Source organism: Prevotella sp. P4-51 (assembly GCF_002251455.1).
GTDB lineage: Bacteria > Bacteroidota > Bacteroidia > Bacteroidales > Bacteroidaceae > Prevotella.
Genome location: NZ_NPJM01000035.1, coordinates 16,226 through 29,721 on the forward strand (window position 1 = coordinate 16,226; position 13,496 = coordinate 29,721).

Annotated in this window: 12 protein-coding genes and 1 pseudogene; 6 read left to right on the forward strand and 7 right to left on the reverse strand. The window is 55.5% G+C overall.

The features are described 5' to 3' along the window. Positions 1-25: 25 nt before the first annotated feature. Positions 26-2,662, reverse strand: coding sequence for a leucine-rich repeat domain-containing protein (locus tag CIK94_RS04205; RefSeq protein ID WP_158216506.1), 2,637 nt, complete (start codon positions 2,660-2,662; stop codon positions 26-28). 298 nt (positions 2,663-2,960) lie between these two features. On the opposite strand from CIK94_RS04205, the gene CIK94_RS04210 reads away from it, so the two are divergent. The 4 genes from CIK94_RS04210 to CIK94_RS04230 all read left to right on the forward strand — a co-directional run bounded on the left by CIK94_RS04210 (position 2,961) and on the right by CIK94_RS04230 (position 5,694). After that, complete coding sequence (locus tag CIK94_RS04210) at positions 2,961-3,377, forward strand: hypothetical protein (RefSeq protein WP_144008076.1); 417 nt, start codon at positions 2,961-2,963, stop codon at positions 3,375-3,377. A 36-nt stretch (positions 3,378-3,413) separates the two neighbouring features. Continuing rightward, positions 3,414-3,851 carry a hypothetical protein gene (locus CIK94_RS04215; RefSeq protein ID WP_094421484.1) on the forward strand — a complete coding sequence of 146 codons (438 nt, stop codon included), beginning with the start codon at positions 3,414-3,416 and terminating at the stop codon, positions 3,849-3,851. Positions 3,852-4,277: 426 nt separating this feature from the next. After that, positions 4,278-4,727, forward strand: coding sequence for a hypothetical protein (locus tag CIK94_RS04225; RefSeq protein ID WP_094421486.1), 450 nt, complete (start codon positions 4,278-4,280; stop codon positions 4,725-4,727). 343 nt (positions 4,728-5,070) lie between these two features. Continuing rightward, positions 5,071-5,694 (forward strand): DUF4294 domain-containing protein, encoded by a 624-nt coding sequence (locus CIK94_RS04230; protein ID WP_371591335.1) that lies wholly within the window; start codon positions 5,071-5,073, stop codon positions 5,692-5,694. Between the two features lie 82 nt (positions 5,695-5,776). Here CIK94_RS04230 and CIK94_RS04235 read toward each other — a convergent pair whose 3' ends face one another. The 5 genes from CIK94_RS04235 to CIK94_RS04255 form a co-directional block, all read right to left on the reverse strand. Then, positions 5,777-6,571, reverse strand: a complete 795-nt coding sequence (locus CIK94_RS04235; protein WP_094387842.1) for an ADP-ribosylglycohydrolase family protein — start codon at positions 6,569-6,571, stop codon at positions 5,777-5,779. Positions 6,572-6,598: 27 nt separating this feature from the next. Then, entirely contained in the window at positions 6,599-7,624 is a 1,026-nt protein-coding gene (locus CIK94_RS04240) for a M28 family peptidase (RefSeq protein WP_094387850.1), read from the reverse strand. Next, entirely contained in the window at positions 7,624-9,378 is a 1,755-nt protein-coding gene (locus CIK94_RS04245) for a membrane dipeptidase (protein WP_094421488.1), read from the reverse strand. The genes CIK94_RS04240 and CIK94_RS04245 overlap by 1 nt, the downstream gene beginning before the upstream one ends. Before the next feature lie 64 nt (positions 9,379-9,442). Next, positions 9,443-9,910 carry an Lrp/AsnC family transcriptional regulator gene (locus CIK94_RS04250; RefSeq protein WP_094385224.1) on the reverse strand — a complete coding sequence of 156 codons (468 nt, stop codon included), beginning with the start codon at positions 9,908-9,910 and terminating at the stop codon, positions 9,443-9,445. A 127-nt stretch (positions 9,911-10,037) separates the two neighbouring features. Beyond that, positions 10,038-10,658 carry a ribonuclease HII gene (locus tag CIK94_RS04255; RefSeq protein WP_022310569.1) on the reverse strand — a complete coding sequence of 207 codons (621 nt, stop codon included), beginning with the start codon at positions 10,656-10,658 and terminating at the stop codon, positions 10,038-10,040. Between the two features lie 116 nt (positions 10,659-10,774). On the opposite strand from CIK94_RS04255, the pseudogene CIK94_RS14725 reads away from it, so the two are divergent. Beyond that, a pseudogene (locus tag CIK94_RS14725) lies at positions 10,775-11,158 on the forward strand (hypothetical protein); the annotation flags it as partial. 78 nt (positions 11,159-11,236) lie between these two features. Next, the gene (locus tag CIK94_RS14340; protein WP_254046134.1) at positions 11,237-12,139 is read left to right on the forward strand and encodes a TIGR02452 family protein; all 903 of its coding nucleotides are present in this window, start codon (positions 11,237-11,239) and stop codon (positions 12,137-12,139) included. A 202-nt stretch (positions 12,140-12,341) separates the two neighbouring features. On the opposite strand, the gene fucO is transcribed toward CIK94_RS14340, so the two are convergent. Beyond that, a complete protein-coding gene (fucO, locus tag CIK94_RS04265; RefSeq protein ID WP_094421490.1) occupies positions 12,342-13,496 on the reverse strand; it encodes a lactaldehyde reductase in 1,155 nt (384 codons plus the stop codon).

Below are 13,496 nucleotides of genomic sequence, written 5' to 3' on the forward strand. Positions count from 1 at the left end.
ATCCTTTGATGTATTGTTGGTTGGTTTATCTCTTGACAAACTTCATGCTTACACCGTTCTTTCTTACGATGTAGATGCCAGGAGCCAGATTGCTTTCAGACACCTTGACACCGTTCAGGGTGTAGATGCCGTCGGCAACCTTGGATGTATGTCCTGCTTCGATATTGCCGATGCCATCAACGGTGCCTTCTACGATATTGGTGAAATCCTCCCAGTAGGACGCGCCCCTGTAGTTGTCGACTGAGCCAGCAGGAACATGCACTGTACATGTGGGATAGATGCCGTCTTCGAAAGTACCATAGTTGGCTGTTGGTGCCTTTTCTCTCTTGGCGAAGATGTGGGCCAGCTTCTTGCAGCCTTTGAATACGTCGCCGTCGATGTAGGTCACTGTTGTGGGGAGGGTCACCTTGGTAAGTTCGAAGCAGTCTCTGAAGGCGTTGGTTCTGATACGGGTCACACCTTCGGGGATGACGATGTCCTTCAGGGCATGGCAGCCAGAGAATACATTGGATCCGAGTTCTGGCTTGGAGAAGCTCTCATACTTCAGAGCGGCAGGCAGCACGACGTGCTCAAGAGACACGCAAGCCTCGAAAGCATAGTTACCGATGCGGGTGATGTTGTCGGGGATAGTCAGAGTGCCCTTGAGGTTGTAGCAAGAACCGAATGCTCCACCCTCGATGGCTGTAGCTGTAGCGGGGAATACGAAAGACTCCAGCTTGCAGTGGTCAAACATATACTCGCTGATGATATTGGCGGTAGTAGTGAACTCGAGATTGGTGGTAGAGTTTTTGTAGTAGCTGTCTCCACCTGCCACAATGTTGGCACCAGAGAGGTCGAGGCTGACGAGCTTGCCCGATGTCTCAACATTCATCTTGTCACGTCCAGCCATCTCGCGGAGGCAGAGAATGTCGGAACTGTTGATGTCGCCAGTAACCTTGATTTCGGTCAGGTTGAACTTGTCTGCGCCTACGAGAGTAGACAGGGTACCGGCGGTCTTGACATCGATGGTCTTGACACCAGTCTCGGGAGTGGTGGTGCCACCCTCTTCCTTGATTTCCTTGAAGAGACTCCAGTCGGTATCGGCCTTATACATATCTGCACAGCCTGCGGGCACATAGAGAGTGATGTTTCGCTGGTCGATGCCGTTGAATGGCTGATAGCCCTTGTTGGGCAGAGTGGTAGCAGCGATATGTATCTCGGTAACTGATGAACAGCCGCTGAACATGCCGAAGCTCAGTTCGGTAACAGTAGCGGGGATGGTTATCTTGGTCAGTGCAGTACAGTTGGCGAGTACTGAGCCGGCAATCTTTGTTACTTTGGGGAAGTCGAAAGTGACGAGTGACGAGCAGCCTTCGAATGCGTTGTCGCCCACCTCGGTAACCTCTTCGGGTATGGTGATGGCGGTCAGCTTGTTGGACTGCTTGAACGACTCGCTCTTGATGGCGCGCAGCGACTTGGGCAGCTTGATTTCCTTCAGTGTGGTCATTTCAAAGCAGTGGCTCTGCACGGTGTTCTCTGCAGCGGCAGCTTTGTTCCACTTGTCTTTCTCATAGAAGTTGCCACCTCCGGCTACGAAGTTGGCGTCGGTCAGGTCGAGTATTTCGAGCTTGCCGCTGGTGGGGTCGCTCTTGATGTCGCGGCCAGCCATCTCGCGGATGTAGAGCAGGTCGTCGCCGTTGATGTCGCCCTTGATGGTAAGCGAAGTGATGGTGAGTTTCTCAGCTGCATCGATGGTCGTAGAGAGTGTGCCAGCTGCGGTGAGTTCTACAGAGCGTACTACCTCGGTAGTACCGGGCTCTCCAGGATTGACGGTGGGATCATACTCTGACTCCTTCTTTACTTCCTTGAACAATTTGCAGGTATAGTCGTCCTGATACTTCTTCAGACTCTCGTCGGGTACATACAGGGTGATGTCACTCTGGGTGATGCCGCTGAAGGTAGAATAACCTATCGAGGGAACGTTGGCAGCAGCGATGTGAATCTCGGTGAGAGCAGAGCAGTTCTTGAAGATGTAGCCCTTGAGGTCGGTCACGGTCTCGGGGATGACAACCTTGGTCAGAGCGGTACAGCCAGAAAGAACGTAGGCAGAAACTATCTTGACCTTGGGGAACTCGAATGATTTGAGTGAGGTGCATCCGCTGAAAGCGCTGGCGCCAACCTCTGTCACATCCTTGGAGAAGGTAACACTGGTAAGAGCGGCGCACTTCTCGAAGGCACTGTCCTTAATCTTGGTAACAGAGTTGGGCAGTTTTACCTCTTTTAATATGGTACCGGCAAAGCAGTAGGAGCCTACAGTGGCATCGGCGGGTGAGCCCTTCTCGGTGAAGCTCTTGTCGTAGTAGTCTCCGCCGCCAGCCACAAAGTTGGCTTCGGTCAGGTCGAGCACTTCGAGTTTGCCTTCGGTGGCTACGCCCTTCTTGTCACTGCCAGCCATCTCGCGGAGAAACAGTATGTCGGCTCCGTTGAGGTCGCCCTTGACGACAAGTGAGGTTGTGGTAAACTTCTGGTCAGAGGTGACCAGTGTGTTGAGGGTTCCAGCAGTAGTCACATTGACGGTTACTGGAGTCTGTTCGCCTGCTTTGGCCTGGGCAAACGCATCGGTAGGTGCAACAGCGAGAATGCTGGCTGCCACCATACCCAAAAGGTGAAAATTGTGTTGCATAAGCATGTATTATGTAAGTTAATTATCTCTCTCCGTGGTTAACATACCTCTTAGTCAGGGTGCATAGCATAGATACAGGATGGCTCAGAAGGCGTGTTGTAACATTAATTTGCCACAAAGGTAATGGATATATTTATAATATGTATCGTTTTTTCCTTATTTTTTTTGAGTGGCGCAATATTTTTCATGATTTTTCCAACGTTTACGCATTATTTGTGTATCTTTACGCTGAAAAATGCCCGTTTTTGGGCACTTGCCTGCAACAAAGATGCAAGATTATTCATTAAAACTCATCTATATGAAAAAACATCTACTTACGTTGGTATTAATCACATTGGTATCATTGACAGCCAATGCGCAGACCGTCTACGAGTCGCTCAAGGGGCAACCCGTGCATGTCGTTTCGGGCAACGGGACGATTGACCATTCTCTATCTGCAGCTCAGATTTCCGTGGCGGCACCTATGTGCAAGGCTGAGGGCGAGGGCGGTACAAAGGTTCCGTTGGAGTATCTCTTCGTCAATGGCGCCGATGTTCCCTTTGGCGCCGACGGCTTCCCCGAAGCTCCTGGCTCTAATGCGGTCTTTGGTCGTATCACCGCCGATAAACTCAAACCCTATGCCGATTATAGCATTGTGGGTATCGCATTTATAGTGGCTTCAGACTTGGGCTCCGTTCCCAGTATCATAGCGATGGAGCGCCGTACTGATGGATAACATACTGTAGCTGGTGGAAACATCGAGAGTTATGATGTGACCAATGCCACCAATGGCATCGTGCTCAATGAGGTGGGATGTACACAGACTTATGTCATTCCCAAGGAGCCCAAGGACATTCTCTTCGGATATGGTTATACCCAGTCGGCCACTGGTACTAATGCCGACAAACCTATCTTCCTGGGCAAGACCACTGATACGGCCAACGGATATCTGGTACTGGGTACCCTCAATGCAGCCTATGGTCGTGGCATCTATACGGTGAGTAGCGCCAAGTTCCCTTATGCCGCTTGCGTGCAACTCATTCTCTCCAATGGCAGCACGACAGAAATCGTTGGCGTTGACGGCAAGCGCGACGTCAAAGTCGTAGAGCGCTATACTCCCGACGTGCAGCGTGTTTCTGCCCCTGTGAACGGAATCAATATAGAAAAACTAAGCGACGGCACTACGCGTAAGGTGTTTGTGCAGAAGTAAAGCCATACGGATAAAGGCCCCGAAGAACGCGACACTGATGGTCGTATCTTCGGGGTTTATTGTGTCTATCCTTGTGCTTCCCGTCTTTAGGTTGGTGTCATCGGATGATGGTCTCCTGTCAGCCCCTATATATAATAATAGGTGTAATGGTGGCCCAGATGGGGGTGAAAGCGGTCGTGACGGCGGTGGAGATGGCGACGGGCTCGGAAGGGGTGTACTACAGGGCGTTAGAGATGACTGTGGCGATGGCGTTAACTAAAGTTGGCAGGAATGGCGGTGGCTGTTAACAGAATTTTGCAGGTTATGGCGTGCGCAGATTTGGTATCGACGAAGTGCGTGACTACCTTTGCATTGTCAAAAGTACCGGAACGGATGACAACAAGCGAACACACAAACACAATGTCAAACTAACAAAAATCAATCATTATGTTGAAGTACAAATTGTATCAAGACAATCGCAGCAATGCGCAGCACAAGGGCAACTGGTATGCCCACATGAATCTCGACGGCACTATGGACCTTGACGAATTGGCCGCTCACATGTCTGACCATGGCACCCCTTACTCCAAAGGTGTAATCTGCGGTGTGCTGAACGATATGGTGGGATGTATCAAGGAACTTGTGCTCGAGGGCAATGCCGTGAAGCTCGACAACCTTGCCATCTTCTCGGTAGGAATTGAGAGCAAGCCTGCCAACACCAAGGAGGAATTTAATGCCCGCACCCATATCACCGGTTACAAGTTGCGGGCGCGAGCCACTGGTGGCAGTATCAATGCCCGATTGAGCCAACTTGCATCCATCAATCAGATGGGCGAGTACAGCCATGACGAGGCAGAGACGGCAGAGAACAGCCAGGACGCCAATAACGGCGAATGATGACACAGGAGGCGACGCTGCCGGTCAGGCATCATGGATGACATAGGAAGAGAGGCAGACTAACCTCACTGAGACCCAAGAGTCCCCGAGGAAGGCGAAGGATGAGAATCCTACCCTGACTCGGGGATTTTTGTTGTCCTCCCTTACCGTCGCCGCGACAAGCCGGCTGATGGCGATGAGAGTCTGGGAAGGAATGGCGACCAGAGATGGGCGCAGCAGGATGATGGCTGCCGTTGGCGCGACTTTTTGCAGCCGGACAGCAAATTATAACACAATTTTTTTGAGACTTCGGATAAATATCACTACTTTTGCGGTCATGATGAAGATGTATCGTATCATAGGTATGGTGTGCCTGATGGTGGCGGCGATAACTGCTGACGCTCAGACCGCTAAGCGGGCGGGCATAAATCCTGAAGACCGACAGGTGGACATGGACAACCCCACCTTTGTGCCTATGGTCAAGGTGGGCAAGGTGCTGCTGGGCCGCGACTCGGTGCAGTATGTCGAGCTCAATAACATCTATGTATATCCCAAGCCCGTCTTCAAGAACGAGCGGCAGATGATGGCGTACAACAGACTGGTCTATAACGTGAAAAAGGTGCTGCCTATAGCCAAGGAATGTCGTGGTATCATCCTCGAGACCTATGACTATCTGCAGACATTGCCCAACAAGGAAGCGCGCGACCGCCACCTGAAACTCGTGGAGAAGGGCATCAAGGCCGAGTATACTCCCCGCATGAAGCGGCTTACCTACCAGCAGGGCAAACTGCTCATCAAACTGATTTACCGTGAGTGCAACTCGTCGTCCTACAATCTTATCCAGTCGTTCTTTGGTCCCACCCGCGCTGGCGTCTATCAGGCCTTTGCCTGGGTCTTCGGAGCCAGTCTGCGCAAGGGCTACGAGCCTGAGGGAGTAGACCGTTTCACCGAGCGCATCGTGCGCCAGGTAGAGAGCGGGCAAATCTGACGCCGCCACGCATTGCTTCAGAAAATCTTATGCTATCAATAATGCCATGGGCACCATCTTGACGGATGGTGCCCATGGCGTTTTATCGCTTGATGTGGCCCTGCAGCGTGGTATAGAACTGGTCGACTATTTCGAGCATATCTGCGGGCAGGTATTCATAGGCTTTGGTAATCATCTCTTCGGGTATCTCGTAGTAGGCTTCGGCTATGCTGCCGCAGATGGCACCCTTGGTGTCGGTGTCGCCCTGGGCGAGGATGGCTGTGCGTATGGCGTCTTCGAAGTTGTTGCTGTCGAGAAAACAGCTGATGGCCGCCGGCACCGTCTCCTGGCAGGTGGCGTCGAAGTGGCCCTCGTTGCCGAGTCTGTAGACCTCCTTGAGGTCGGGGATGTCGTAGCCGAAAGTCTGCTTGACGGTGCCTATCACCTCATCTTTGGTGATGCGCACCGTGCGCAGCCAGTAGATGAGCGTAGCCACACACTGTGCTCCGCGTATGCCTTCCCTGTGGCAGTGGCTGGGCAGCGCCGTCTTCATCGCCTCGTCCTGCATCTGGTGGAAGTCGTCGTAGAGCCATCCTATCGGGCTCACCCGCATCGCCGAACCGTTGCCATACGAGGCCTGGGGCAGATGGTCGGCGCTCTGCAGCCACTTCAGGAACCTCCCTCCATAGCCTCCCATGGGGTCGGGATAGCGGCTGCACCAGTCTACCAGTGCGTCCTTGTACTCCCGATGGTTCATCGCCGCATCGGCTATGGCGATGGTGCAGATGGTGTCATCGGTGTAGCTGCAGTCGGGGCTGAAGAGCTTGAAGCCCGGTGTAGCCACATTTTCAAACTCGAATCGCGACCCTACGATGTCGCCAATGATAGCTCCTAACATAATGGATAGATTTAGGTGGATGATAGTTTACTCTTCGGTGTAGATGACCTGAATCATCGTCTGTCCCACGGCTTTGAGGGTGTTGCGGCTGATGTGCTCCATGTTGTCGTTCAGCGTGTGCCACGTGGGTCCGAAACTGCTCTGGGCGCAGTCGGGGTAGAAGGGGATGATGTCTATCGTGGGTATACGTGCCGTCTGGTTGAGTGGGATGTGGTCGTCGGTGACCATACCTCCCTCCTGACGGGGGAAGAAGTTGCCATAGCCGGCCTTGCGGGCTGCCCGCCATACCTTCTTGACTATCTCCGGCGCAAACTGCATTGACATTCCCTCCTTGTAGAAGCGTGCTCCCTCGCCGCCTACCATGTCGAGCAGGATGGCGTAGCGCACCTCGAAGCCGTCGGGGAGATGGCTGGCGAAGTGCTGGGCACCCAGCGCCCATGTACTCTCGCTGTCGCCGCTGTTGATCCACTGCGGGGTGCCCCAGTCTTCGGCGTCGAAGCACACGAAGTCTACTCCGATGTTGAGGGTGGTGTCGCGGTGGATGAGGCGAGCCACCTCGAGCATCACAGCCACACCGCTGGCGGCGTCGTTGGCAGCGAGGATGGGCTTGCGCCAATTGGTGGAGTCGGGATCATTGTCTGCCCAAGGGCGGCTGTCCCAGTGGGCGCAGAGCATGATGCGTGTGGAGCGCTCGGGATGCGACCGGGCTATGATGTTGCGGCATTTGAGCGTGGTGCCGTCATATCCCGTCACGTCGGCTTGCTGTATCTCCAGCTGGCAGCCATACTCTTCAAACTTCTTCTCTATCCACTGCGCGCAGCGGTCATGGCCCTCGGTGTTCATGGCTCTTGGGCCAAAGTCACACTGGGCCTGGGTGAAGGCGTAGGCACTGTCGGCGCTGAACGCGGGACCCACGGGGTCTATCTTGTCCATACTTTCTTCCATGTCTATGCTGTCGGCATGTCCCCATCCGGTGTTCATGCCGACGGCAGCGATGGCAACCACCACGGCGGCGGTCGCTCCTCCTATTATCATCTTCATTTTTCTGGTCATCATTGTCCTTTGTTGTATTGTTGTACTTGGTTCATCACGCGCAGCCAGTTGCCGCCCCATATCTTGGCGATGTCTTCGCGGCTGAAGTGCTTGGCGAGCAGCTGCTCGGTGAAGAGTATCGCCTCTGAGGCATCGGCTATGCCTCTCACTCCACCGTCGCCGTCGAAGTCGGTGCCTATGCCCACGTGGTCTATGCCCATCACGTCGATGGCGTGTTGCAGATGGGCTACGGCGTCGGTGATGGTGGCTTCGGCCTCGTTGCGCAGAAATCCGTGGTACAGCGTAATCTGTGCCACGCCACCCTTGCGGGCGAGGGCACGCAGCTGGTCGTCGGTCAGGTTGCGCGGCACGTCGCAGAGGGCCTTGCAGTTGCTGTGGCTGCACACGATGGGCGTGGCGCTGAGGTCGAGGGCGTCGTAGAAGCTGGTCTCGGCAGCGTGGGAGAGGTCGACCATAAGCCCCAGGCGGTTCATCTCGGCTATCACCTCTGCTCCCCAGGGGCTCACGCCGCCATGGGTGGCTGTGCCGCGGGCAGAGTCGCAGATATCGTTGTCGCCGTTGTGGCAGAGGGTGACATAGACGATGCCACGGTGGGCAAAGTGGCGCAGATGGCTGAGGTCGTGCTCGATGGCGAGACCGTTTTCGATACCCGTCATGATAGATTTCACCCCGTCTTGCTTGTTCTGCCACAGTTCTTGCGGGTTTCTGGCGCGGCGTACGGCGTCGGGATGGGCGCCGAGGATTTCGTCGATGCGGTCGAATATCATGTCGGCATACTCATGGGGCGAACCGGCAGGCAGCGGGGCTATCTCGGCAAAGTTCTGTCCGGGCTTGGGTTGGGGCAGATACGCCACCATGGTGGTGGCGTCGAGCCGTCCGTCTGTCATCTTGTGCAGGTCTACGAGGATGCGAGGGTCGCGGGTGCCGAAGTCCACCCCTTGCGGGAAGAACATGGGCGTGTCGCAGTGGGAGTCGAGGGTGAGGGTACGTCGGTGTACGTTCTTGGCTTCGGCGAAGAGGCTTGCCCGGCGGGTGAGCCATTGGAATAGCGGCAGTCCGTCGGCTCCGAGCCATTCGGGATGCCACTGCACGCCGATGATGCCTTTCTGCTCGCTGCTCTCTATGGCCTCTACCACTCCGTCGGCCGCTGTCGCCGTGACGGTCATGTGGGGTCCGCCGGCTGTCACCGCCTGGTGGTGGAACGAGTTGACATATATACGCTCTTCAGCGTAGATGGCGCTGAGCATCGAGCCCCTCCCGATGGTCACCGAGTGGGTGGGCTCCTGTCGGTCGGCGTCTTGCGAGTGCTTGAGCTGCATCTCGGCATGCTGCGCCACACTTCCGCCGAGGGCGATGGCGAGTGTCTGCATGCCGCGGCAGATGCCGAGCATGGGTAGCTGGCGGTTGAACGCCAGGCGGGTGATGAGCAGTTCGGGCAGGTCGCGCTCGGCGTTGATGTTGCCCAGCTGCGGCTGCGGCTCTTCGCCCGTCCAGAGCGGGTTGTAGTCTCCGCCACCCGTGAGCAGCAGTCCGTCGATGCGGTCCAGCGTTCCCGCGAGGATATGGCGGTCGGCGATGGGCGGGATGATGACGGGAATGCCGCCGGCAGCCTCTACCTGGCGGTAGTAGCGGTCGCGCAGCGTGGCGTCGCCCTGACTATAATTTGCAGTAATGCCTATCACCGGACGGCTTTCACCCTCGGGATAGGCAGTATATATCTTCTGGAGATGGGCCTCCAAATCGAAATGTTCCATTATTATCAGATAGGCATAAACAAATACTTACTGTGGCTGTGGCACCAGTGTCGGGACTGTCGGGTCAGACCTCGTCGGGTTGGATGGTTATCTCGCGCTTGATGCTCTGCTCGAGCGAGATGAGAGTCTCTGTCGACACCACGCCGGGGATGGTCTGCAGCTTGTTGTTGAGCAGGTCCATGAGTTGCTCGTTGTCGCGGGCGTAGAGTTTCAGCAACATGGTGTATGAGCCAGTGGTGAAGTGACACTCCACAATCTCGGGTATGCAGAGCAGGCGCGACACTACCTCCTTGTACATGCTTCCGCGCTCGAGGTTGATGCCCACGTAGGTGCAGGTGGTATAGCCCAGACTCTTGGGGTTGACATAGAAACCGCTGCCGGTAATCACTCCGTTGTCTATCAGATGCTGTACGCGCTGGTGAACGGCTGCACGCGACACGCCGCACTCGGCTGCCACATCCTTGAAAGGCATACGGGCGTTGGTGGATAAGATACCCAGTATCTTTTTATCCAGTTTATCTACTTTCTCCATATCTTGTAAAAGTGTTGGTTACGATTAACTCAACAAAATTACGCTTTTCTATTGATACTGGCAAACAAAATGCACGATATTTTACCCAATATCGTGCATTTTGTCAGTAATTGGCCTCTCCGAGGGGCTAATCATCGAATGGTAGGGGCAGTTCCTGTCCGGTGAGGTTGTAACTGCGACGGTGATAGGGGGTGATGCCGTGCTGGCGTATGGCCTCGCGGTGCTCGCGGGTGGGGTAGCCCTTGTTGCGTCGCCAGCCATACTGCGGGCACTCGTCGTCGAGGGCGTCCATATAGTCGTCGCGGAAGGTCTTGGCCAGGATGCTTGCTGCGGCGATGGCCTGGTATTTGCCGTCGCCCTTGACGATGGTGGTGTAGGGCAGATCGCCGTAGGGCTTGAAGCGGTTGCCGTCGACGATGACGGCTTCGGGTCTCACGCCGAGCTGGTCCAGGGCGCGGTGCATAGCCAGGATGCTGGCGTTGAGGATGTTGATTTGGTCTATTTCCTCCGGGGTGACCACGCCCACAGCCCAGGCCACGGCGTCGTCCATAATCTGCTGGCGCAGTGCATACCTACGGCTGTGGCTCATCTGCTTCGAATCGTTGAGGTCGGGGTTGTCATAGTCGGCTGGCAGTATCACCGCAGCGGCATAGACACTGCCGGCAAGGCAGCCACGGCCAGCCTCGTCGCAGCCCGCTTCGATGCAGTCTTTATAATAATGTGGAAGGAGTGGATGGCGTTTGGTCATAGGATAATCTGTTCTTGCTACAGGCTGCAAAATTACAAAAAAAAAGTGATTATCGTTTTGATACTCATTATTTTTTAGTAGCTTTGTGGTGATTAAAGATTAAGGAGGACTTGATTATGTACAATCGCAGATTTACCCCACATTTCATTACCCGACTTGCAGATAATGAGATTTTTGTTTTTGGCAGCAATCTTTCTGGTTTTCATGGTGGAGGCGCAGCCCGCACCGCCCTCGACGCCTTCGGAGCCGTATGGGGCCAGGGCGTAGGCCTGCAGGGACAGAGCTATGCCATACCCACCATGCAGGGAGGTGCCGAGACCATCAAGCCTTATGTAGACCAGTTTATTGCCTTTGCCGCCGAGCACAGCGAGCTCACCTTCCTGGTCACCCGCATAGCCTGTGGCATAGCCGGACTCCCCGTCAGCGAGATAGCGCCCCTCTTTGCCGCAGCCATAGACATGGAGAACGTGATACTGCCCAAGGACTTTGTAGACGTCATCCACGCCACCTGCACTCCCGACCACGGATGGCAGGCCGAGACCGACTTCCTCCAGTCTTACCGCCACCTCAAGGGGTGTATGAAGAACGGCGACCGTGAGGCATACTACCAGATTAAGGGTCTGCGCACCAAGGTCTATCGCAACACCATCGACCTGGTGACCCAGGGCTACTACACCACCGAGGACGGCAAGCGCGTGGAGCTTGGCGACGGAGCGGAGATGATGAATGCCACGGTCTACTATGACCACGAGATAGAGACCGATGCGCCCACTGCTGACGAGACCTGCATCGAGGTGGTCAACGACGACTGCCTCGCCGTGGCCATGCGCCTCAAGGCCGACGGCTATACCCCCGCCGTGCTCAATATGGCCAACCGCCACCATCCCGGCGGTGGGGTAGACAATGGTGCCGCTGCCCAGGAGGAGACGCTCTTCCGCCGTACCGACATCTATCGTTCGCTCTACCGTTTCTCGCCGCTTGCCAAGGTCTATGGCCTGCCGCCTTCGTCCCATCACTATCCCCTCGACAGTCACTTTGGCGGCATCTATACTCCCGGTGCCACCATCTTCCGTGAGAGCGAAGACCAGGGCTACCGCCTCATGGCAGAGCCTGTGAGCATGGACTTCATCTCTGTGGCAGGCAAGAACCGCCCCGACCTCACCCCCGACGGACTGATAGCGCCCCACCATGTGTCTGCCATCTGCGACAAGATACGTACCATCCTGCGCATAGGACTTGCGCATCATCACGATGCCCTTGTGCTGGGCGCTTTGGGCTGCGGAGCCTTCTGCAATCCGCCTGCCCATGTGGCGCGACTCTTCCACGAGGTGCTCTCAGAACCAGAGTTCTACCAGAAGTTCCGCTACATCACCTTTGCCATCATCGACGACCACAACGCCCACCGTCCCCACAATCCCGAGGGCAACTACCGTCCCTTCTTCGCTGAGTTCAAGGACGGAGCAAGTGCCTTGCCTCTTTGACAGTCCAGCTGCGGCTGCCGGCGAGCCCTCGCGGCATAAGCCTCGGCTGTCGGCACCGATACGCATAGCCAACGGCAACACCAGAGCCTCCAGAGCTACTGGTGTTGCCGTTGATGCTTTATCCCTGTTGACCCAGCAAAAAAATACGGCATCTGCCATGGAGACAGATGCCGTAAACCTTGAAGATTATAAGTGTCTTGTATTACAAGATGCTCTTGTAGAGGGCCACAATGTCGTCGCGTGTCACCTCGCGGGGGTTGCCCGGAGTACATACGTCGGCGATAGCCTGGTCGGCGAGTGCGTCGATGTCGGCCTCGGTGATACCCAGGTCAGACAGATGGGCGGGGATGCCCACGCGGCGGCTCAGGTTCTCAATCTCGGTGCATGCAGCGTCGGCAGCCTCTTCCTTGGTCATACCCGGAGTGTATACATCGAGCGCCTTGGCGATGTCTACATACTTGTCGAGAGCGGCAGGAGCGTTGAAACGCATTACTGTAGGCAACAGGATGGCACAAGCCACACCGTGGGGCACATCGTGCAGAGCCGACATGGGGTGAGCCATGCCGTGGTCTACACCCAGACCTACGTTAGAGAAAGCCATACCAGCCACATACTGGGCTACGGCCATACCGTTGCGGCCCTCGGGGTTGGTGGGGTCTTCTACGGCTACGGGCAGGTAGCGGTGAATCATATTGATGGCTTTGATTTCAAACATATCGCTCAGTTCCCAGGCACCCTTGGTGATTAGACCTTCGATGGCGTGGGTCATAGCGTCCATACCGGTAGCGGCGGTGAGGCTCTTGGGGAGCGAGTACATCAGCTCGGCATCAACGATAGCCACACAGGGAATGTCGTTGGGGTCTACGCAGACCATCTTCTTCTGCTTGGTTTCGTCGATGATTACGTAGTTGATGGTCGTCTCGGCAGCAGTACCTGCTGTGGTGGGCAGGGCGATGATAGGCACGGTCTTCTTCTTGGTGTCGGCCACGCCTTCGAGCGATACCACGTCGGCAAATTCGGGGTTGTTGCTTACAATACCGATACCCTTAGCGGTGTCCATGGCACTACCGCCACCGATAGCCACGATGAAATCGGCCTGGGCAGCCTTGAGGGCTTCTACACCCATCTTCACGTTGGTCACAGTGGGGTTGGGTTTTACGTCGTCATACACAGCGTAAGGAATGTTAGCCTCGTCGAGCACGTCGAGCACCATCTTGGCAACGCCAAACTTCATCAGACCCTTGTCTGTTACTACCAATGCTTTGGTGAAACCCAGTCGGGCAACTACTCCAGGCAGCTCCTTGCGAGCACCGGGACCGAAGTAAGACACTTCGTTAAGGATAAATCTATTTACCAT